At 61.2% G+C, this 20,351-nt stretch carries 17 protein-coding genes and 1 pseudogene; 5 read left to right on the forward strand and 13 right to left on the reverse strand.

Annotated elements, in window-relative coordinates:
• Nucleotides 1-182: 182 nt before the first annotated feature.
• Nucleotides 183-470, reverse strand: a complete 288-nt coding sequence (locus ACM6IK_RS18645; RefSeq protein WP_414875519.1) for a DUF6124 family protein — start codon at nucleotides 468-470, stop codon at nucleotides 183-185.
• Nucleotides 471-958: 488 nt separating this feature from the next.
• Nucleotides 959-2,014 (reverse strand): haloacid dehalogenase-like hydrolase, encoded by a 1,056-nt coding sequence (locus tag ACM6IK_RS18650; RefSeq protein WP_414875520.1) that lies wholly within the window; start codon nucleotides 2,012-2,014, stop codon nucleotides 959-961.
• A 255-nt stretch (nucleotides 2,015-2,269) separates the two neighbouring features.
• Between ACM6IK_RS18650 and ACM6IK_RS18655 the strand changes: the two genes are divergently transcribed.
• On the forward strand, nucleotides 2,270-3,661 hold the full coding sequence (locus ACM6IK_RS18655; protein ID WP_414875521.1) for an L-cystine transporter: 1,392 nt from the start codon (nucleotides 2,270-2,272) through the stop codon (nucleotides 3,659-3,661).
• A 116-nt stretch (nucleotides 3,662-3,777) separates the two neighbouring features.
• Here the strand turns inward: ACM6IK_RS18655 and ACM6IK_RS18660 are convergent, their stop codons facing one another.
• Nucleotides 3,778-4,290: a dihydrofolate reductase gene (locus ACM6IK_RS18660; RefSeq protein WP_414875522.1), complete on the reverse strand. Its 513-nt coding sequence runs from the start codon at nucleotides 4,288-4,290 to the stop codon at nucleotides 3,778-3,780.
• Nucleotides 4,291-4,375: 85 nt separating this feature from the next.
• Between ACM6IK_RS18660 and ACM6IK_RS18665 the strand changes: the two genes are divergently transcribed.
• A complete protein-coding gene (locus tag ACM6IK_RS18665; protein WP_414875523.1) occupies nucleotides 4,376-5,746 on the forward strand; it encodes a DUF2868 domain-containing protein in 1,371 nt (456 codons plus the stop codon).
• Complete coding sequence (locus ACM6IK_RS18670; protein WP_414875524.1) at nucleotides 5,739-7,115, forward strand: GTPase/DUF3482 domain-containing protein; 1,377 nt, start codon at nucleotides 5,739-5,741, stop codon at nucleotides 7,113-7,115. The genes ACM6IK_RS18665 and ACM6IK_RS18670 overlap by 8 nt, the downstream gene beginning before the upstream one ends.
• A gap of 150 nt (nucleotides 7,116-7,265) precedes the next feature.
• Here ACM6IK_RS18670 and ACM6IK_RS18675 read toward each other — a convergent pair.
• The 7 genes and pseudogenes from ACM6IK_RS18675 to ACM6IK_RS18705 all read right to left on the reverse strand — a co-directional run.
• Nucleotides 7,266-7,541: pseudogene (locus tag ACM6IK_RS18675) on the reverse strand (phosphohydrolase); the annotation flags it as partial.
• Nucleotides 7,541-8,674 (reverse strand): TIGR03364 family FAD-dependent oxidoreductase, encoded by a 1,134-nt coding sequence (locus ACM6IK_RS18680; RefSeq protein ID WP_414875525.1) that lies wholly within the window; start codon nucleotides 8,672-8,674, stop codon nucleotides 7,541-7,543. The gene ACM6IK_RS18680 and the pseudogene ACM6IK_RS18675, both read right to left, overlap by 1 nt.
• 128 nt (nucleotides 8,675-8,802) lie before the next feature.
• Nucleotides 8,803-9,828: a putative 2-aminoethylphosphonate ABC transporter substrate-binding protein gene (locus ACM6IK_RS18685; RefSeq protein ID WP_414875526.1), complete on the reverse strand. Its 1,026-nt coding sequence runs from the start codon at nucleotides 9,826-9,828 to the stop codon at nucleotides 8,803-8,805.
• 39 nt (nucleotides 9,829-9,867) lie between these two features.
• Nucleotides 9,868-11,586, reverse strand: coding sequence for a putative 2-aminoethylphosphonate ABC transporter permease subunit (locus tag ACM6IK_RS18690; RefSeq protein ID WP_414875527.1), 1,719 nt, complete (start codon nucleotides 11,584-11,586; stop codon nucleotides 9,868-9,870).
• Nucleotides 11,586-12,662 carry a putative 2-aminoethylphosphonate ABC transporter ATP-binding protein gene (locus tag ACM6IK_RS18695; RefSeq protein ID WP_414875528.1) on the reverse strand — a complete coding sequence of 359 codons (1,077 nt, stop codon included), beginning with the start codon at nucleotides 12,660-12,662 and terminating at the stop codon, nucleotides 11,586-11,588. Before ACM6IK_RS18695 ends, ACM6IK_RS18690 begins: the two co-directional genes overlap by 1 nt.
• 220 nt (nucleotides 12,663-12,882) lie before the next feature.
• The gene (locus tag ACM6IK_RS18700; protein ID WP_414875529.1) at nucleotides 12,883-13,746 is read right to left on the reverse strand and encodes a LysR family transcriptional regulator; all 864 of its coding nucleotides are present in this window, start codon (nucleotides 13,744-13,746) and stop codon (nucleotides 12,883-12,885) included.
• A gap of 16 nt (nucleotides 13,747-13,762) precedes the next feature.
• Nucleotides 13,763-16,024 (reverse strand): heavy metal translocating P-type ATPase, encoded by a 2,262-nt coding sequence (locus ACM6IK_RS18705; protein WP_414875530.1) that lies wholly within the window; start codon nucleotides 16,022-16,024, stop codon nucleotides 13,763-13,765.
• A gap of 93 nt (nucleotides 16,025-16,117) precedes the next feature.
• Here ACM6IK_RS18705 and cadR point away from each other — a divergent pair, with 93 nt between their 5' ends.
• The gene (gene cadR, locus ACM6IK_RS18710; RefSeq protein WP_218431587.1) at nucleotides 16,118-16,567 is read left to right on the forward strand and encodes a Cd(II)/Pb(II)-responsive transcriptional regulator; all 450 of its coding nucleotides are present in this window, start codon (nucleotides 16,118-16,120) and stop codon (nucleotides 16,565-16,567) included.
• 123 nt (nucleotides 16,568-16,690) lie between these two features.
• Here the strand turns inward: cadR and ACM6IK_RS18715 are convergent, their stop codons facing one another.
• The 3 genes from ACM6IK_RS18715 to ACM6IK_RS18725 form a co-directional block, all read right to left on the reverse strand.
• Entirely contained in the window at nucleotides 16,691-17,662 is a 972-nt protein-coding gene (locus ACM6IK_RS18715) for a thymidylate synthase (protein WP_414875531.1), read from the reverse strand.
• 49 nt (nucleotides 17,663-17,711) lie between these two features.
• Entirely contained in the window at nucleotides 17,712-18,518 is an 807-nt protein-coding gene (gene lgt / locus ACM6IK_RS18720; protein WP_414875532.1) for a prolipoprotein diacylglyceryl transferase, read from the reverse strand.
• Between the two features lie 97 nt (nucleotides 18,519-18,615).
• Nucleotides 18,616-19,398, reverse strand: a complete 783-nt coding sequence (locus tag ACM6IK_RS18725; RefSeq protein ID WP_414875784.1) for a sulfite exporter TauE/SafE family protein — start codon at nucleotides 19,396-19,398, stop codon at nucleotides 18,616-18,618.
• Between the two features lie 134 nt (nucleotides 19,399-19,532).
• Between ACM6IK_RS18725 and ACM6IK_RS18730 the strand changes: the two genes are divergently transcribed.
• Nucleotides 19,533-20,279: an NRDE family protein gene (locus ACM6IK_RS18730; protein WP_414875533.1), complete on the forward strand. Its 747-nt coding sequence runs from the start codon at nucleotides 19,533-19,535 to the stop codon at nucleotides 20,277-20,279.
• Nucleotides 20,280-20,351 lie beyond the last annotated feature (72 nt).

The following is a 20,351-nucleotide window of genomic DNA, read 5'->3' on the forward strand; positions in this document are numbered from 1 at the left end:
AAATGTGTCCTTGTCAGATCGAAAGGACGCACGCTAGAAGAGGCGAAGTGGGAGATAAATCAGACGTTTCCTTGATTGATGTAGGTTAATTCTGAAATGAGTCTGGATATGGACGTCGGTATGCTGGCGTTAACCGCCGAACATAAAAATGCCCCGCCAAGTGCGGGGCATTTTTGCGAGCGTTAATCCTGCGGATCGAGATTATCGAGAGCCTGATTCACCGCCAGCTCGCCCAACATGATCACCTGCGCAATCCCCAGCATCGTGCTGCGTTGCGAGCCTTCCAGCAGTCCGGCGAAATCGCTGGCCATGACATTGGCCGAGGCGAGGGATTCGCAGGCGTGAGCCAACAGGGTTTCGGTGTCGAGGCCGGGCGCGATCAAGAATGTTCGGCTGGGTTTGCGCGGGGTGGTGTTGATGTGGGCGGACAGGTTGTCGGTATTTGGGGGATCGGGGGTAATTTTCAGCATTGATGGAACTCCGGGTGAGAAAAAAGGAGCCATCACTCTCGCTACCAAACGATGGGTGGCGGCCATACGCAGGTTGGTAGACCGGTCACCAGGAACCCGGCGCGTCCGAAGATGCCCTGCGCATGGCCACCATATGAGCAGAGACGGAAACGAACCCTGCAAAGGGTGGCGCAATGCGCCGAGGTGAACACGGGCTACCAAACCCGATCACTGATGTTCAGCGACGCGGAAACGATAGAAGCCGGTACCCAGACGCACAAGCCGGCGGATTCTGGCGCAGTCGTAGTCCCTTACGCAAGAATGCGTAGGTTGCGACTGTCAGGAGATGTCGATCATGCAGAGGCTTTCATTGCTCCGACTGGCCTCATCGCGAGCAAGCTTGCTCCCACAGGGGATCTTCGGTGCTCACACAGTCTGTGTTTCACCCGAGATCTTTGTGGGAGCGAGCTTGGTCCGGGCGGCGTTCCGACGATGGCGGCGCCGCGGTCTTACTGGATGTCTTCAGGTTTGACGATCACCCAGTTCTTGTCGGCGGTCACCGTCAACCCTTCCTTGGTCTGGGCCGCGGCGTTCTTGGCCATCATGCCGTTGATCTGGGTCATGTACTTGTCCTTGCGGTTGACCCACAGGTGGATGCCGCCCTTGGCTACGTCAACACTGTGGAACAGCATGTAACCATCGCTGCTCGGGGTGTCGCCGCCCACCAGTACCGGTTTTTTCCACTCGTCGATGTAGGTCAGGATCGCCGCCTGCTTGCCGGCCATCCAGGTCGCCGGGGTCCACAGGTATGGAGTCAGTTCGAGGCCGAGGTTGGCCTTCTCGTCATATTTGCCGGCGGTGACCTGCTTGCGTGCGGTGGTCAGCTCGCCCGTCTTCGGGTCCTTGAGCAGCAGCGACACGCCAATCACGTTTTGCGGTTTGACGTTGTAGCCGTACTTCGGATCGGCCGCGACCATGCGCACCAGTTCTTCGGAGGCGGCGGTCATCACGTAGACCTCGATGCCGTTCTCCATCAGTTTGTTGTACAGCTCTTGCTGGCCGGTGAAGATTTTCGGCGGGTTGACGTCGAGTTTCTTGACCACGTCGCCTTCGTAATAAGTGGCCGGCACCGGTTTGCCGGACGCCATCATCTCGTCGACATAGCCCTTGAGTTCCTTGAGCGTGAAGCCGGAGAACACTTGGGCGACCCATGGATAGCAAACCATGTCGTCGACTTCGCAGAGGCGGTAGTAGTAGCTGAACAGGCTTTCCTTGTGGTCGGCGGTGTCCTTGAACGGCATCAGCTTCAGGGAAGGGTCGAGTTTATCGCGGGTGATCAGGCCCTTGTTCTCCATGAACGGCAGCAACGACTCTTCGAGGTCGTAGCGGTAACTGGTGTTGTCCATGTCGAACACCGCGTAGTTACCTTTGTTGGCGTTGGCGGCGATCATCGCGTCCAGCGCCTTGGCCTGATCGGCGGGCCAGTGTTTCAGATCCGTTGCGAGAACCTGGCCGGCGAGGCCCAGGCAAAGCGCTGCTGCCAGCAATTTCGGTGCGAACTTCATTGGCATGCTTCCCTTATAAAAAGACCCTGAATGAAGGAGATCGACGCTAACAAATATGTGTGACAGTCCTCGTCTGTCAGCGACCGCCTGCGTCCCTTTCGCGCCAGCTGCATTTCTGACAGCGACACCCGCTTATTCCAAAAACGACTGAAATCATGCGTTTTTGATATTAATTCATTATTTTTCAAGCTGTTAGGCTTGCCGATTCACAGCTGCCCCGGACGGTAGCTGGCACAAGTCTGACTCGGAGTTCTCATGAATCTGCCGCTGATTCTCAATCTGCTGGTGTTCCTCGCCCTGCTCTACGGCCTGGCACAAACCCACCACACCAGCTGGAGCCTGGCGAAAAAAGTTTTGCTCGCGCTGGTGCTGGGCGTGACGTTCGGCGTGGCCTTGCACACCGTTTACGGTGCCGGCAACCCGGTGTTGAAAGCCTCGATCGGCTGGTTCGATCTGGTGGGCAACGGTTATGTGCAACTGCTGCAGATGATCGTGATCCCGCTGGTATTCGCCTCGATCCTCAGCGCCGTGGCCCGTCTGCACAATGCTTCGTCTCTGGGCAAGATCAGCGTCCTGACCATCGGCACGCTGCTGTTCACCACCGCCATTGCAGCGCTGATCGGCATCGGCCTGACCAACCTGTTCGGCCTGACCGCCGAAGGCCTCGTGGCCGGCACCCAGGAAATGGCGCGGCTGCAAACCATCCAGACCGATTACGCCGGCAAGGTCGCCGACCTTAACGTGCCACAGTTGCTGCTGTCGTTCATCCCGCAGAACCCGTTTGCCGATCTGGCACGGGCCAAACCGACCTCGATCATCAGCGTGGTGATCTTCGCTGCGTTCCTGGGTGTCGCTGCGCTGCAATTGCTCAAGGATGATGCCGAGAAAGGTCAGAAAGTGCTCAACGCCATCGACACCCTGCAAGCCTGGGTGATGCGTCTGGTGCGCCTGGTGATGAAGCTGACCCCGTATGGCGTACTGGCACTGATGACCAAGGTGGTCACCGGTTCGAACCTGCAAGACATCATTAAACTCGGCAGCTTCGTGGTGGTGTCCTACATCGGCCTGGGCCTGATGTTCGTGGTGCATGGCGTGCTGGTGTCGGCCGCCGGGATCAATCCACTGCGCTTCTTCCGCAAGATCTGGCCGGTGCTGACGTTTGCTTTCACCAGCCGCTCCAGCGCTGCGACGATTCCGTTGAGCATCGAAGCGCAGACCAGTCGCTTGGGCATTCCGCAGTCCATCGCCAGCTTCGCCGCTTCGTTTGGCGCAACCATTGGCCAGAACGGTTGTGCCGGCCTGTACCCGGCGATGTTGGCGGTGATGGTTGCGCCGACTGTGGGCATCAATCCGCTGGACCCGCTGTGGATCGCGACGCTGGTGGCGATTGTCACGCTGAGTTCGGCCGGTGTGGCCGGGGTTGGCGGCGGTGCGACGTTTGCGGCATTGATCGTGCTGCCGGCGATGGGCTTGCCGGTTTCACTGGTGGCGTTGCTGATTTCGGTCGAGCCGCTGATTGATATGGGGCGTACGGCGTTGAACGTCAGTGGTTCGATGACGGCGGGGGCGATTACCAGTCAGGTGATGCAGCAGACCGATAAGGCGTTGCTGGATGCGGATGAGCATTTGGCGTTGGCGCACGTTTGATCGGCGTCTGATAGACCGCTATCGCGAGCAAGCTCGCTCCCACAGGGATCTGTGGTGCTCACACAATTTGTGATTCACCTCAAAACACTGTGGGAGCGAGCTTGCTCGCGATGCTTTTAGGCTTTTTCCCAGACTTCGAAGTTGTACGCCGGCTTGTCGCCTTCCGCCGGATTCGGCACATTCGACACCAGTTTCCATTGGGTCAAATCAAACGCCGGAAACCATGCATCCCCTTCCGGGTTCAGCGCCACGCGGGTCAGGTACAAGCGATCGGCCTGCGCCAACCCTTGCGCATACAACTGCGCACCACCAATCAGCATCAGCTCATCAACGCCCTGCTCCTTCGCCCATTCCTCGGCGCGAGCTACAGCGGCTTCCAGCGACGGATAAACCTCCGCGCCTTCGAGCACCAGATCCGCCTGACGGCTGACCACGATGTTCAAGCGGCCGGGCAACGGGCGACCGAGGGAATCCCAGGTCTTGCGCCCCATGATGATCGGCTTGCCGAGGGTGGTGGCCTTGAAGTATTTGAAGTCCCCCGGCAGGTGCCAGGGCATGCTGTTGTCGACGCCGATCACGCGGTTTTCACCGAGGGCTGCGATCAGGCTGAGGGGGAGTGATTTAGTCATGCCGGCGAGGATACCAGAGCCGCGCTTTCGCCGATAAGCGCCACAGCGGTTATGCTCACAGCTCAATTAAGCGACGGGATGCCGCGTGACTGAACTCAATACCCTCTGGCTGACAGAAACCATTCGACTGCGCGAAGAACACGCAGGTCCTCTGGAAGACCTTGAAGCCAACCGAGTGGCCCGCAGCGCCGGCGGCGATTTGCCGTCGCGCATTCAACGCCGGGCCCTGTGGCTGGCTGAACGCGATGGCTTGGCTGCGGCCCTCAAACACTGGCTGCAAGGCGCACGACTGGCGCTGATCGTTATGGCGGTGCTGGCCGTGATCAGCGGCGCCGGCCTGGCCTTTGCTGCACTGGGCGACGGCCTGCACCCGGTGAATGTGTTCTGGGCCTTGGGCAGCCTGCTCGGGCTCAATCTGATCCTGCTGCTGAGCTGGGCCCTGGGCCTGGTGTTCGCCGGTGAACAAGGCGCCAGCCTCGCACGCCTGTGGCTGTGGCTTAGCGAAAAGCTCGCGCGGGACGCCAAAGCCGCACAACTGGCACCGGCCCTGCTCCTGTTGCTACAACGCCAGAAACTCAATCGCTGGGCCATCGGCGTGCTGGTCAACAGCCTGTGGTTGCTGGCGATGCTCAGCGCCTTGGTGCTCCTTCTGATGTTGATGGCGACCCGGCGCTACGGCTTCGTCTGGGAAACCACGATCCTCAGTGCCGACACCTTTATCGCCGTCACTCAGGCGCTTGGCGTGCTACCGGCCCTGCTCGGCCTCAGCGTGCCGACCGAGGAAATGATCCGCGCCAGTGGCGATGCCGCACTGAACATCGAAAGTGCCCGTCAGGCCTGGGCCGCGTGGCTGGTCGGCGTCTTGCTGGTCTACGGCGTTGTGCCGCGCCTGCTGCTGGCGCTGCTTTGCCTGTGGCGCTGGAAGACCGGGCAAACGGCGCTGCGTCTGGATTTGAACCTGCCCGGTTACGCACAACTGCGCGAACGCTTGATGCCCACCAGCGAGCGCCTCGGCGTCAGCGATGTGGCACCGGCGCAGCTGCATCGCGTGGAAAGCGGCGTGACTGAACAGCAAAGCGACGGCGCGTTACTGGTCGCCATCGAGCTGGACGACCAGCGCCCGTGGCCACCGCAATTGCCGAAAAACGTGAACAACGCCGGCATCCTCGACAGCCGCGAATCGCGACACAAACTCCTCGAACAATTGAGCCGTTTCCCCCCGGCACGCCTGGCCATCGCGTGCGATCCACGGCGCTCGCCGGATCGCGGCAGTCTGGCCTTGATTGCCGAGTTGGCCCGCAGCGCCAGCGCCACCCGCGTGTGGTTGTTGCAGGCGCCCCCCGGTGAAGCGCTGGACGCCGAACGCCTGGGCGACTGGCACGTGGCGCTGCAACAGCTTGAGCTGCCGTTTGCCGATTGTGCACCGATGAACTGGCTGGAGACGGGTCATGACTGACACCTGGAAACAGCCTCTGATACTCGCCGTGGTCGGCCACACCAATGTCGGCAAAACCTCGTTGCTGCGCACCCTGACCCGCGACGTCGGCTTTGGTGAAGTGTCCCATCGCCCCAGCACCACGCGGCATGTCGAGGGCGCACGGTTGTCGGTGGATGGCGAGCCGTTGCTCGATCTCTATGACACCCCCGGACTGGAAGACGCCATCGCCCTGCTCGATTACCTCGAACGCCTGGAGCGTCCCGGTGAACGCCTCGACGGCCCGGCACGCCTGGCGCGCTTCCTCGAGGGTAGCGAAGCCCGGCAACGCTTCGAACAGGAGGCCAAGGTGCTGCGCCAATTGCTGGCGTCGGACGCCGGGCTCTACGTGATCGACGCCCGGGAGCCGGTGCTGGCCAAGTATCGCGACGAGCTGGAAGTACTGGCCAGTTGCGGCAAACCCTTGCTGCCGGTGTTGAACTTCGTCAGCAGTGCCAACCACCGCGAGCCGGCATGGCGTGAAGCGCTGGCGCGGCTGGGATTGCATGCCTTGGTGCGCTTTGACAGTGTCGCGCCGCCGGAGGATGGCGAGCGTCGGCTCTATGAAAGTCTCGCCCTGCTGCTGGAGTCTGCCCGACCGCAACTGGAACGCCTGATTTGCGATCAGCAAGCCCAGCGTTTGGCCCGCCAGCAAAGTGCGGTGCGGTTGATTGCCGAATTATTGATCGATTGCGCGGCCTGCCGACGCAGCGTGGTCAGTGATGCCGAAAAGGAACGACAGGCGATCAGCGAACTGCGCAAAGCCGTGCGGCAACGGGAGCAGCGTTGCGTCGAGGCCCTGCTCAAGCTCTACGCTTTCCGCCCACAGGACGCCGCGGCCAGTGAGTTGCCGTTGCTCGACGGCCGTTGGGGCGATGACCTGTTCAACCCGGAAACCCTCAAGCAACTGGGCGTGCGCGTCGGTGGCGGGATCGCAGCGGGGGCTGCTGCGGGGGCTGGGGTCGATTTGCTGGTAGGCGGCATTACCCTCGGCGCTGCCGCACTGGCCGGTGCCATCGCCGGCGGCGCGCTGCAAACCGCGCGCAGTTACGGCAGCCGCTTGCTCGGCAAGGTCAAGGGCCAGCGCGAACTGACGATGGACGACAACGTGCTGCGGCTGTTGGCGCTGCGTCAGCGGAAGTTGCTGCAAGCACTGAACGCCCGTGGGCATGCGGCGATGGACAGCATTCAGGTCGCCACGCCACAGGACAAGAGCTGGCGCGAAGGCAAACTGCCCGAGGCTTTGAGCAAGGCGCGGGCGCATCCGCAGTGGTCGTCGCTCAATGCGCATGCGAAGTTGAATCAGGCGGAGCGCCAGGAGCAGGTTGAGGTGTTGGCGCAGCAGCTGTAGAGGCAGGAACACTTGTGTTGCCTGGGCTGACGCCATCGCGAGCAAGCTCGCTCCCACAGGGTTTTGTGCTGGGACATCAATCTGTGACCAGACACAGATCCAATGTGGGAGCGAGCTTGCTCGCGATGGCCGCGCCTCGGTTCAAAGGCTTTATGCAGCCAACAACCGCACCGCTTTGTCCTTCAACACCGCCAGATCAATCACCGGCACATGCATCTCTTTCGCCAGTTCATCCCACTGGCGCATGCGCAAGCTCACGGCACACAGCGGGTCCTGCTCGAACGCCTCAGCCTCGGCCTCCGTCATCACCCCGCCCTGATATTCCAGGGTTCGACGACTGGCTTCGCTCCAGCGCTCGAAGTACCCGGGCGCTTTCAGCGTCAGATAACGTTTGGCCTGAACGTGATATCCGACCAGCCGCCCCATCAGATTTCCCCCAGTACCGTGGCGACGTTTCGCTCGGCCATCGCCGGCCCGATGCTCATGCCGACACCAGTGTGCATCAACGCCACGCTCAGACCTTCTGCCGGGCGCAGGAACGAGAACGGTCCCGGCCCCCGTGAACCATAGACACCCTGCCAGCGTTCGACCACTTGCACCTTGCAGCCCAGAGTCTGCTCGGCCAGTTCGATCATCCAGTCGTCGACCTGCTCGGCATTGAAGGGCGACGGATCGCTTCCGTAATGGTGCGAATCGCCAATGATCAACTCGCCATAGGGCGTCGGGCTGATCAGCAGGTGGATGCCGTTTTCGTGCAGGTGCGGCGCGTGCCGCAGAATGTCTGCCTGCACCGCGGCGGCCTCGGGCAAGTCGGCGAAGGCGCCGTAGTGCACGCAACTCAATCCGGTGAGCAATGCATGTTGCAGGTTCAGATTGATCTGCGGTCGAGCGCGGAGCATTTGCAGGTGGCAGATTTGCGGGTCGAGTTCGGCGATCTGTTCGGCCAGCAACGTCTGATAATCGTGGCCGGAACAGACGATGATCTGCTCGGCACTGAAGCTGCCGGCGGTGCTGTGCAGGCGGCCCGGCTCGATATCGCGCACCAGGGTAGAGAAGTGAAACTTGACGCCCAGGTCGCGGCGCAGGAAGTCGATCAGCGCCGGAATTGCTTCGCGGGAATACAGTTGCTGGTCATCCATGCCGTGCAAGGCCGCGCGATGATGGCGGAACTGGCCGCCATACAAATCGCACAATGCAGCACCGCGCAGCAGGTCGACGCTGTAACCGTGCTCCACCGCTCGGCCGTCGCAGAAGGCTTCCAGCAGTTGCTCTTCTGCTTCGGTGCGGGCGAACAAATACGAGCCACTGCGCTTGAGTTGCAGGCCGGCGAGCTGTGCCCAATCGCCCCAGATACCGCGACTGGCCTTGGCCAGCTCAAGCATCGGGCCCGGGGGTTGGCCTGTTACCAGTGCCTGACCGAAGTTGCGTACCGATGCACCTAAGGGCGTTTCGCTGCGTTCGAAAACGGTGACTTTCAGACCGCGCTTGGCGGCGGCGTAAGCGTGGGACAGGCCGAGAATGCCAGCGCCAACGATCAGCATGTCGTTGTGTTGTGTCATGGGGTTTTGTCCTGAACTCAGGACCGCTATCGCGAGCAAGCTCGCTCCCACATTGGATTTGTGATGGACGCACATCCTCTGTGGGAGCGAGCTTGCTCGCGATGAGGCCCTGTCAGCCGATAGAGATCCTACTTGGCCGCCACTTTCTCGGACTTGCCGTCATAGCGCTTGCGCCATTCGGTCAGGATTTCGTCGCGGTTCTTCGAAGCCCAGGCGAAGTCGTTCTTGATCAGGCGCTGTTCGTAGTCGGCTGGCAGTTCGGTCTGTGGCTTGGCGATGCCAGGCTGGGCGAGTACGGCAAAGTTTTCTTTATAGAGCTCCATTGCCTCAGGGCTCGCGGAGAAGTCAGCCAGTTTCTTCGCCGCTTCTTCGTGGGCAGTGCCCTTGATCACGGCAGTCGCTTCGATCTCCCAGCCCAGGCCTTCCTTCGGCAGGATGATGTCCAGCGGTGCGCCCTGGCGCTTGAGTTGAACAGCCGGGTACTCGAAGGAAATACCGATCGGGAATTCGCCAGCCGCCGCCAGTTTGCAAGGTTTGGAACCGGAGTGAACGTACTGGCCGATGTTCTGGTGCAGGCCGTCCATGTAGGCCCAGCCCTGCTTCTCGCCGAAGGTTTGCAGCCAGGCGCTGACGTCGAGGAAACCGGTGCCGGACGATGCCGGGTTCGGCATGACGATCTTGCCTTTGTACTCAGGCTTGGTCAGGTCTTGCCAGCTCACGGGTTTGGTCAGGCCCTGCTTCTCGGCTTCGACGGTGTTGAAGCAAATAGTCGCGGCCCAGACATCCATGCCGACCCAGGCTGGCGGGTTGGCGGCGTCGCGGTAGTTGGCGCCGATCTTGGCCAGGTCTTTCGGTGCGTAGCTTTGCAGCATGCCTTGCTGATCGAGAATCGCCAGGCTGGAAGCGGCCAGACCCCATACGGCGTCAGCCTGCGGGCGCTCTTTTTCGGCCACCAGTTTGGCGGTGATGATGCCGGTTGAATCACGCACCCATTTGATTTCGACGTCCGGGTTGGTCTTCTCGAAAGCTTCTTTGTAGGTCTTCAGTTGTTCGGCTTCGAGGGCGGTGTACACCGTCAACTCGGTTTTCGCCGCGAAGGCGTTCAGGCTGAAAGCGGTGAGGACAGCAGCGGCCAGGGCCATAGGCTTGAACATGATCTTTTCCTGTTTTTTGAGTTGAGGGGTTGTGCAGATTCAATGACCGGGCGCGGTCTGCCGCCAGGCCTGGGAGCGGCGCAGCAAACCGCGCGAGGCCCAGGCCAGCTGCAGGGACACGCCCGCCGAGGTGAACAGAATCAGGGTCGACATCGCCGCCGCGCCGCCGACATTGCCGGCGTCGTCCATGTTCAGCACCGCCACTGCCGCGAGGATGGTGTCGGGCCTGTAGAGGAAGATCGCCGCCGAAACGGTGGTCATGGCCGAGACGAACAGGTAGCGCACGATGTCCAGCAACGCCGGCAGGCAGATCGGTATGGTGACTCGCAGGTAGTGGCGGTACAGCGGCGCCTTGAGCGACAGCGCGGCGGCTTCGAACTCGGCATCGAGTTGACGCAGCGCGGTGGTGGCGGTCATTTGTGCGGTGGTCAAATAGTGCGCAATGGTGCAGACGATCAGCAGGGTCATGGTCCCGTAGAGCACATGCAGCGGGTTGCCGGTGAGGTTGAAGAAGAAGACGTAACCCAACCCCAGCACCAGGCCCGGCACCGCCATCGGGACGAAACTGAGCATGCGCAAGGTCAGGTTAAGACCGCGCTGGTCCCTGGTTTTTTCCATCAGGTAGGCGCCAGTGAAAATCAGCATGGAACCGATCAACGCGGTGCCCAAGGCCATCTTCAGACTGTTGCCATAGGCCAGCCAGCCACCGCCGGTGGTTTCATTGAACTGGTAATGGTTGAGCGACAGCGACAGGTTGTACGGCCAGAACTTCACCAGGGACGAGAACACCGCCATGCCGAATACCAGCAGCAATGCGGTGCAGATCAGCAGGACGATGGCCAGGTAGCAGCCGTCGCGCAGCTTCGATGGAGCAGGTTTCAATACTTGGGCACGACCGCTCATGAAGTCGCCATGGCGCCGACGCAGCCAGGCATCGACGCCGAAACTGAACAGCGCCGGCAGCAGCAACACCATACCGATCAACGCACCGCGACCGAACTGTTGCTGGCCGACCACGGCTTTATAGGCCTCCAGCGCCAGCACTTGATAGTCGCCACCGACCACCACAGGCACACCGAAATCGGTGATGGTCAGGGTGAACACCAGGCAAAATGCAGCGAACACAGCCTGACGGGTCGCCGGCCAGGTGATGCTGCGGAACGCTTTGGCGGGACTCGCGCCCATGCTGGAGGCGGCATCGAACAGCCGCGCATCCGCCAGGGACAGGGCCGACAGCAGAATCATCAAGGCGTGGGGGAAGGTGTAGATGACTTCGCCGAGCACAATGCCCCAGAAGCCGTAGATGTTGTCCGAGAGCAGGCCGCGCAGCAGGCCCTGGTTGCCGAACAGATAAACCAGCGCAATGCCGGGCAACATCGATGGTGCCATCAATGGCAGCAGCGAAATGCCACGCCAGATGCCTTTGGCCGGAATCAAGGTGCGTTGCAGGGCGCAGGCAAACAGGTAGGCCAGCGGTACGACGATGGCTGCGACGCTGAGGGAAACTTTCAGGCTATTGCCCAGGAGCCAGTGGAAGTTCTCACTGGTCACCAGCTCTTTCGCGGCGACCCAGCCACCGCCCTGCCCGGCCTCGGCGCTGAAACCACGCCAGAAGATCGCCAGCAACGGCATCAATACGGCAACACCGAGCAACACCAGCAAGAGGACCTTTCCACCGACCACGAACAACCGGTCACCGATTTCGGCACGGGCGGCCTGCCACAGCTGCTTGTGTGGCAGCGCGATGTTCGCGCTCATCAGGCAAACACCTGCAGGCTGCGCGGCGGCAAGGCGACCATGATCTGCTGGGCGCCAAGGCGCGGCATGGCTTCCGGCGCCAGCTCCGCCAACAGCGCGTGGCCCGGCAATTGATCGAGCTCGAAGCTCATGCGGCAGCGGTTGCCGAGGAAGGTGATTTCACGAACCTTGGCCGGGAACAGGTTTTCCTCATGCACCAGCGGGTTGACGTTGATCGCTTCCGGACGGCAGAACAAACGGCCCGACGCGGCCTTGGCGCCGCCATCGGCCAGTCGCATGCTCATTGCACCGACCTGAGCGTGGCTGTCGCTGCTGCGCTGGAACGGCAACCAGTTACCTTGGCCGACGAACTCCGCCACGAATGGCGTGGCCGGGCGATTGTAGATTTCCAGCGGTGTGGCGTACTGCTCGACCTTGCCGTTGTTCATCACGGCGATACGGTCGGCCATCAGCATGGCCTCGTCCTGATTGTGGGTGACCATCAGGGTGGTGATGCCGAGGTTGCGTTGCAGCTGGCGCAGTTCGGTGCACAGATGCTCGCGCACCCGGGCATCGAGGGCCGACATCGGTTCGTCCAGCAACAACAACGAAGGCGCAGGCGCCAGGGCGCGGGCCAGTGCCACACGTTGCTGCTGACCGCCAGACAACTGGCCCGGGTATTTCTTCTCGCTGCCGGTCAGGCCAACCAATTCCAGCATCTGACCGACACGTTGGCGAATCTGGTCGCGGCCATTGCCGGCGAGGCCGTAGGCAATGTTCGCTTCGACGGTGAGATTGGGAAACAACGCGTAGGACTGGAACAGAATGCCGTAGTCCCGCGCCTGGGGTGCCAGGTGGGAAACGTTGCGATCACCCAGGTACAACTCGCCGCTGTCCTGTTTTTCCAGACCGGCGATGCAGCGCAGCAAGGTGGTTTTGCCACAGCCCGAAGGGCCGAGCAGACACACCAGCTCACCGGCCGCCACGTCGAGGGAAACGTTATCCAGCGCCGTGAAGGCGCCAAAACGCTTCTGTACGCCGCGCACTTTCATCGGTGCACCGGGGTTGGTCAGGGCAGTTGCGATCGGGTTGCTCATGGACGGACCTCATCTGGCAGATAGGGCCATCCTAGGGTTGTAATGAGTCCGTCATGTGGCAGTAAGGCAAAAACTGCCGATAGTGGTATTCAGGGTTTTGGGGTATTCCTGTGCTGACTGATCTACCGCCATCGCGAGCAGGCTCGCTCCTACAGGAGAATGCGGTCAACTGTAGGAGCGAGCCTGCTCGCGATGAGGCCGGGACAGCCGATAAAGACCTTTAGGCCGGCGCCATTTCCTGCGCCAACCCGAGAAACGCCGCCGGTAGCCGCGCGCCTTTACGCTCCTTGAGGCAGTACAGATACTCGGGAATCTGCGGCGCATTCTCGATGGTCAGCACCCGCAGCTGCGGATCATGGGGCACTTCCTGGCGGGCAATGATGCTGATACCGATATTGCGCAGTACCGCTTCGCGGATCGATTCGCGGCTGCCAATCTCCAGCAACGGGCCGAAACACACGCCGGCGCTGGCCAGCAATTCTTCGGTCAGGCGACGGGTGGTCGAACCCGGTTCGCGCATCAGCAGGGTATGCCCGGCCAATGCACTGAGCGAAACGTGATCGTGAACCGCCAGCGGATGATTGCGATGCACCGCCAGCACCAGCGGATCGCTGCCGAGCACCCGGCGAATCAGCCGCGCGTCATCGAGCAACTGCGACGACGCCGCGACATCGACCCGATAATCCTCCAGCGCTTCAAGCACCTGTTGGGAGTTGCCGATTTCCACCGACACCTCCACTTGCGGCAAACGTTCGCGGAATGTTTTTACCAGGTCGAGGATGTAATACGGTGCCGTGGCGGCAATGCGCAATGAGCCCTGGACCTGGCCGCAGTTACGCAGGAAAAACTCGATGTCGGCCGCCTGTTGCGTCAGCACCTTGACCATCGGTAGCAGCCGCGCGCCCTCCTCGCTGACACTGAGACGCCGGCCACCACGGTAGAACAGCTCGACGCAATACTGACTTTCGAGGTTGCGGATCTGCGTCGTCACCGTCGGCTGGCTCAGGCCGAGCTTTTTTGCAGCCTGGGTAATGCTGCCCAGGCGGGCCACCATGTAAAACGCCTTCAGCTCGGCACTCAGCACAACCGTCCCTCATCCTTTACTTGCGCAGCAGGCGCAAACCGTTGAACACCACCAGCAAACTCACGCCCATGTCGGCGAACACGGCCATCCACATGGTAGCGAGCCCGGCGAAGGTTACCCCAAGAAAGATCGCCTTGATGACCAAAGCCAGGGCGATGTTCTGCTTGAGGATGCTCGATGTCTGGCGCGACAGCCGAATGAATGCCGGGACTTTGCGAAGATCGTCGTCCATCAGGGCGACATCGGCGGTTTCGATCGCGGTATCGGTGCCTGCGGCAGCCATGGCGAAACCGATCTCGGAACGCGCCAGTGCCGGAGCGTCATTGATGCCATCGCCGACCATACCGACCCGATGTCCTTGGGCATAAAGGGCATCGATGGCCTGCAATTTGTCACCCGGCAACAGGTCGCCCCTGGCCTCGTCGATGCCGACTTGCGCGGCAATGGCTTGCGCGGTGTGGACGTTATCGCCCGTGAGCATCAGGGTTTTGATGCCCAGGTCATGCAGTTGCCGGATGGCTTCGCGGCTGGACGCTTTTACCGTATCGGCGACGGCGAACAGCGCCAATGGCCCGGACTGATCAAGCAGCAGCACCACTGACTTGCCCTGTTTTTCCAGGGCGAACAGTTTCTCTTCCAGCGCCGGCGAGCACAGCCCCAGATCCTCCACCAGTCGATGGTTGCCCAAATGGTAGAGCTGGCCGTTGATTTCGCCGCGCACACCGCGCCCACCCAGCGCTTCGAAGTTATCCACAACCAGCGTCGCGGCTTGGTTATCCACAGCCGCTTTGGCAATGGCCTGGGAAACCGGATGATCCGAGCGCCTGGCCAGCGCGGAGGCAATGGTCGGCGCCGAATCGTCGGCGGTCGGATCCAGCGACAGGTAATCGGTCTGCACCGGTTTGCCGTGGGTGATGGTGCCGGTCTTGTCCAGGGCCAGGTAGTCGAGTTTGTAACCGCCCTCCAGATAGACGCCACCCTTGACCAGGATGCCTTTGCGCGCCGCCGCCGCGAGGCCACTGACGATGGTCACCGGCGTGGAAATTACCAGCGCACAGGGGCAGGCCACCACCAGCAGCACCAGCGCCCGATAAATCCAGTCGAACCACAACGCGCCCATGAACAGTGGCGGAATCACTGCCACCGCCAGGGCCAGGACGAACACCGCCGGAGTGTAGACTTTCGAGAAGCTGTCGACGAAACGCTGGGTCGGCGCCCGCGCGCCCTGCGCTTGTTCGACCGCGTGGATGATGCGGGCCAGGGTCGAGTTGTCGGCCGCAGCGGTTACTTCATATTCCAGGGATCCGGCCTGATTGATGGTGCCGGCGAATACCTTGTCGCCGACGGTTTTCTCCACCGGCATGCTTTCACCAGTGATTGGCGCCTGATCGATGGTCGAGCGACCGGACAGCACTTCGCCGTCCAGGCCGATGCGCTCACCGGGGCGGACCCGCACCCGCGCGCCGAGCCCGATGTTTTTGACATCCTGCTCAAGCCAGCTGCCGTCAGCCTGCAACACCGTCGCAGTGTCCGGGGTCATCTGCATCAGGCCACCGATGGCATTGCGTGCGCGGTCGAGGGACCTGGCTTCGATCAACTCGGCCACGGTGAACAGGAACATCACCATTGCCGCTTCCGGCCACTGGCCGATCAGCACCGCGCCGGTCACGGCAATGCTCATCAGCGCATTGATGTTCAGGTTGCGGTTTTTAACGGCGATCCAGCCTTTTTTGTAAGTACCGAGGCCACCGCTGAGGATCGAGACCAGTGCGATGATCGCCACCACCCAGTTCGGCGCGAAACCGGTGAAGTGGATAACTTCTGCCAGCAATGCACCGACACCGGACAGCGCCAAGGGCCACCATGGCTTTTTCCGGGGTGTCGGCGTCGGGGTTTCAGCACTCTGATCCAGCGGCTCGGCCTGCATGCCCAAGGACTTGATGGCCTCGACGATCGGCTCGATACCAGGCAAATCGTGGGTCACGCCGAGCACCCGATTAATCAGATTGAACTCCAACTGCTGCACACCGGTCAGTTTGTTTAGCTTGTTCTGAATAAGCGTCTGTTCGGTTGGACAGTCCATCGCCTCGATGCGAAAACTGCTCAGTCGGGCCCCGGGCGTCGACGATTCGCTCAGTCTTATCAACGCGGGCGCCGTCGCCCTGGATGAACAGCAGGAATCGCCATGACCGCCGTGGTCATGTTTTTGCACGGGCTTGAGCTTGTGGTTGTGCCCGTGTTCAGGCCCGGGTTTGTGGGAATGCAGGGAATCGCTCATTGGTTGCGTCCATAAGAGTGCCTGTTGCCAAGTAAAGACCCTGTAGCCACTATAGGGTCAAGCACCCTTTCTGGAGTTTTGGAGATTGGCGTCATGAAAATTGGAGAATTGGCGAAACTCACGGACTGCGCCGTGGAAACGATCCGCTACTACGAGCGCGAGAGCCTTCTGCCGGAACCGGCTCGCAGTGATGGCAATTATCGCCTCTACACCCAGGCCCACGCCGAGCGCCTGACCTTCATCCGTAACTGTCGCACCCTCGACATGACGCTTGAGGAAATCCGCAGTCTGCTGGCCTTTCGCGACAGTCCGCAGGACCAGTGCGAAAGCGTCAACGCGCTGATCGACGAGCACATCCATCACGTCAGGGCGCGGATCGACGGCTTGCTGGCCTTGCAGACACAACTGCTCGACCTGCGCCAACGCTGCGACGAGGGGCCGGATATCGATCAATGCGGGATTTTGCAGCGGCTGGAAGTGAATGGCGGGGTTGTGACGACGGAGGTGGAGCATTCCCATGTCGGCCGTAGTCACGGCCACTAAGAACACCACAAAACCCTGTGGGAGCGAGCTTGCTCGCGATGGCGTCTGTTCAGCCAACATGGATGTCGTCTGATACACCGCTATCGCGAGCAAGCTCGCTCCCACAGGGTCGGTGGTGGTTTTTCAGACCGCCATCGGCGCGGTCATCGGTGCGTGGTGCTCGTAGCCTTCCAGCGAGAAATCGCCCGGCTCCACCAGCTCCAGCCACTCCGGCTGATACACACCCGTCTTGGCAAACGCCGGCACACGCTCGGAAATCACCAGTTTCGGCATCGGGAACGGCTCGCGCTTGAGCTGTTCGTTGAGCATGTCCAGGTGGTTTTCGTAGACGTGGGCATCACCGATGAAATAGGTGAACCAGCGCGGCGTGTATCCGGTCAGGCGACCGATCAGGCTCAGCAGCGCGGCGCCTTCGGTGAGATTGAACGGCGTGCCCAGGCCCAGGTCGTTGGAGCGGATGTAGAGGGTCAGGGAAATCTCCCTGGTTTCGACATTCGGGTGGAACTGGTACAGCAGGTGGCACGGTGGCAGGGCCATTTCATCGAGCTGGGCGCAGTTCCAGCCGTGGAACAGGATACGGCGGCTGCCCGGGTCCTTGATGATGGTGTCTACGCACTGGCGGATCTGGTCGATCGCCTTGTACAGCACCACATAAGCCTGGCCATCCTCTTCGCCTTCGGCGATCTGACGATAACCTTGGCTCAGGGTCTGCTCGATGGCGGCCGGGTTGCTGACTGGAATCTGCTTGTACGCCGGCCACTTGCGCCATTGCACGCCGTAGATTTCGCCAAGGTCGTCTTCGCCCTGGCGGAACGGGTTGGCCAGCCACTGGGCGTTTTCGTTGGCGTTCTGGTCCCAGACCTTGCAGCCCAGGGCACGGAACTCGGCAGCGTTGTTCACGCCACGCAGGAATCCGCACATTTCGCCGATGGCCGACTTAAAGGCCATCTTGCGTGTGGTGATCGCCGGAAAGCCTTCCTGCAGGTCATAACGCAGCATCGCACCGGGAAAACTGATGGTGTTCACGCCAGTGCGGTTGGCCTGCTTGGTGCCGTTCTTGATGACGTGGGCGACCAGTTCGAGATATTGCTTCATGAGTTACCTGTGTCCTTGAACCCGGGACCGAAGCCCCGGGATTCGAATTTTATACAGCTGCCGCTGGAGCCGACGGAGCGCGGTGATACGCCAGCCAGATCAAGAGCAGCCCACCGACGATCATCGGCACGCACAGCACCTGGCCCATGGTCAGCCAGTTCCAGGCCAGGTAGCCCAGTTGCGCGTCCGGTACGCGGACGAACTCGACGATGAAACGGAAGATGCCATAGAACAGCGCGAACATCCCCGAGACCGCCATGGTCGGCCGCGGCTTGCGCGAGAACAACCAGAGGATGGCGAACAGTGCCACGCCTTCCAGCGCGAACTGGTACAGCTGCGACGGGTGACGCGCCAGTTGCGCCGGATCGGTCGGGAAGATCATCGCCCAAGGCACGTCAGTCGCCTTGCCCCACAGCTCGGCATTGATGAAGTTGCCGATACGCCCGGCACCCAGGCCAATCGGCACCATCGGCGCAACGAAATCCATCAGTTGGAAGAACGACTTGTTGTTCTTTTTACCGAACCACAACGCCGCCAGCATCACGCCGATGAAACCGCCGTGGAATGACATGCCGCCCTTCCACACTTCGAAAATCAGCGTCGGGTTGGCCAGATAAGCGCTCAGATCGTAGAACAGCACGTAACCCAGTCGCCCGCCAACGATCACCCCCATCGACATCCAGAACACCATGTCGGAGAGTTTCTCCCGGGTCCAGGTCGGGTCGAAGCGGTTCAAGCGACGGGACGCCAGCAGCCAGGCGCCGCCGATGCCGATCAGGTACATCAGACCGTACCAGTGGATTTTCAGCGGACCGATGGCCAGGGCCACCGGGTCGATCTGCGGGTAAGGCAGCATTGCGACTCCTCGTTAGAGTTCAAATCTTAAAAATTCCCGGGCGACGCTGCCACCTCAGGATTAAGCCAGGATTGCGCTGCCGGTCAGAGCAGATGCTTCAGACTAGAAAGTTCAGACCGACGCAGAACAGCAAAGCGGCAAACAGCCTTTTCAGCAACCTCGGCGACAACCTGTGGGCCAATCGTGCGCCCAAGCGGGCGAACACCATGCTGGTCAGGGCAATGCCCAGCAACGCCGGCAAATAAATGAAACCGAGACTATGGGCCGGGAGCAACGGATCGTGCCAGCCCAGAATCATGAAACTTAATGCACTGGCCAGGGCAATCGGCAGACCGCAGGCCGACGAAGTAGCCACGGCTTGCTGCATCGGCACGCTGCGCCAGGTCAGGAATGGCACGGTCAGCGAACCTCCACCGATGCCGAAAATCGCCGAAGCCCAGCCAATCACGCTGCCGGCCACGGTCAGACCGAGTTTGCCTGGCACGGTTCGGCTGGCCTTGGGTTTGACCTCCAGCGCCAGTTGAGCGGCGATCACCAAGGCAAATACACCGATGAGTTTCTGCAGGTTAGGGCCGGAAATCGCTTCCGCCGTCAGCGCGCCGAATCCGGCACCGACCAGAATGCCGACGGTCATCCACATGAAGATCGGCCAACGCACGGCGCCACGGCGGTGATGCTCACGTACCGCGTTGACCGAGGTAAAGATGATCGTCGCCAGGGAGGTACCCACTGCCAGGTGCGTGAGGATCGACGGATCGAACCCTTGGGCCTTGAAGCTGAACACCAGCACCGGGACAATGATGATCCCGCCGCCCACGCCAAACAGCCCGGCGAGTACACCTGCACAGGCGCCGAGCGCCAGATAGAGCAGAATTTCCATGGTCGTCTCGCCCGCATCCCTAAAACCGGAGCGGCATGGTAACGGATGCATGGCCTCGATCTCCACTGTGTAAGGCGATGGATCGATGAGCGATGTCTGCGTAGAGTGAGCAAAAAACACACAAGGACAGCCTTATGTGCCTGATTGTTTTTGCCTGGCGCCCGGGTCATGCCCAGCCGCTGGTCGTGGCGGCCAATCGCGATGAGTTCTACGCCCGCCCCAGCCTGCCTCTGGCGCCATGGCCCGAAGCGCCGCACGTACATGCGGGGCGCGACCTCGAGGCCGGTGGCACCTGGCTCGGGATCGGTGCCAACGGACGATTTGCGGCGCTGACCAACATCCGCGATCCCCATCGACCGCCGGGGCACAAGTCTCGAGGGGAACTGGTGGCGCAATTTCTCACCGGGGAAATGTCAATTGACGACTATTTAGCCGACGTTGTCGACCGTTCTCTGGAATATGGTGGCTTTAACCTGTTGGTCGGCAATACCAATGAACTCTGGCACTTCAACGCCCGGGAACCGGCAGCGGTGATGTTGGCCCCGGGGATCTACGGAATATCCAATGCGGGGCTGGATACGCCGTGGCCGAAGTTGCTCAAGGCCAAGGCGGCGTTGAGCGAGGTGCTGGATGATCCACAGCCTCAGGCGCTATTGGCGTTATTGAGCGATGCGCAGACCGCGCCGCTTGCCGAGTTGCCGGATACCGGGGTGGGACTGGCCACCGAGACGTTGCTGTCGAGTGTGTTCATTGCCAGTCAGAGTTATGGAACGCGGGCGAGTACGGCGTTGATTGTGCAGGCGGATGGGACGTTGCATATGGTCGAAAGGAGTTTCGGACCGTTTGGCGGGCATCTTGGGGAAGTGGAGATCAGGCTTTAGTTTTGTGTTGCTTGAGCTGGCCTCATCGCGAGCAAGCTCGCTCCCACAAGGGATTTGCGTCGTTCACAGATC

Source organism: Pseudomonas sp. IT-196MI5 (assembly GCF_949767415.1).
GTDB lineage: Bacteria > Pseudomonadota > Gammaproteobacteria > Pseudomonadales > Pseudomonadaceae > Aquipseudomonas.

Bases quoted from the DNA above. Each gene is read 5' to 3' on its own strand.
- ACM6IK_RS18690 (WP_414875527.1), bottom strand. From the start codon at position 11,586: ATGAGCGCGAACATCGCGCTGCCACACAAGCAGCTGTGGCAGGCCGCC.
- cadR (WP_218431587.1), top strand. From the start codon at position 16,118: ATGAAAATTGGAGAATTGGCGAAACTCACGGACTGCGCCGTGGAAACG.
- ACM6IK_RS18660 (WP_414875522.1), bottom strand. From the start codon at position 4,290: ATGACTAAATCACTCCCCCTCAGCCTGATCGCAGCCCTCGGTGAAAAC.
- ACM6IK_RS18645 (WP_414875519.1), bottom strand. From the start codon at position 470: ATGCTGAAAATTACCCCCGATCCCCCAAATACCGACAACCTGTCCGCC.
- ACM6IK_RS18695 (WP_414875528.1), bottom strand. From the start codon at position 12,662: ATGAGCAACCCGATCGCAACTGCCCTGACCAACCCCGGTGCACCGATG.
- ACM6IK_RS18705 (WP_414875530.1), bottom strand. From the start codon at position 16,024: ATGAGCGATTCCCTGCATTCCCACAAACCCGGGCCTGAACACGGGCAC.
- ACM6IK_RS18650 (WP_414875520.1), bottom strand. From the start codon at position 2,014: ATGAAGTTCGCACCGAAATTGCTGGCAGCAGCGCTTTGCCTGGGCCTC.
- ACM6IK_RS18655 (WP_414875521.1), top strand. From the start codon at position 2,270: ATGAATCTGCCGCTGATTCTCAATCTGCTGGTGTTCCTCGCCCTGCTC.
- ACM6IK_RS18725 (WP_414875784.1), bottom strand. From the start codon at position 19,398: ATGGAAATTCTGCTCTATCTGGCGCTCGGCGCCTGTGCAGGTGTACTC.
- ACM6IK_RS18670 (WP_414875524.1), top strand. From the start codon at position 5,739: ATGACTGACACCTGGAAACAGCCTCTGATACTCGCCGTGGTCGGCCAC.
- ACM6IK_RS18730 (WP_414875533.1), top strand. From the start codon at position 19,533: ATGTGCCTGATTGTTTTTGCCTGGCGCCCGGGTCATGCCCAGCCGCTG.
- ACM6IK_RS18680 (WP_414875525.1), bottom strand. From the start codon at position 8,674: ATGACACAACACAACGACATGCTGATCGTTGGCGCTGGCATTCTCGGC.
- ACM6IK_RS18715 (WP_414875531.1), bottom strand. From the start codon at position 17,662: ATGAAGCAATATCTCGAACTGGTCGCCCACGTCATCAAGAACGGCACC.
- ACM6IK_RS18685 (WP_414875526.1), bottom strand. From the start codon at position 9,828: ATGTTCAAGCCTATGGCCCTGGCCGCTGCTGTCCTCACCGCTTTCAGC.
- lgt (WP_414875532.1), bottom strand. From the start codon at position 18,518: ATGCTGCCTTACCCGCAGATCGACCCGGTGGCCCTGGCCATCGGTCCG.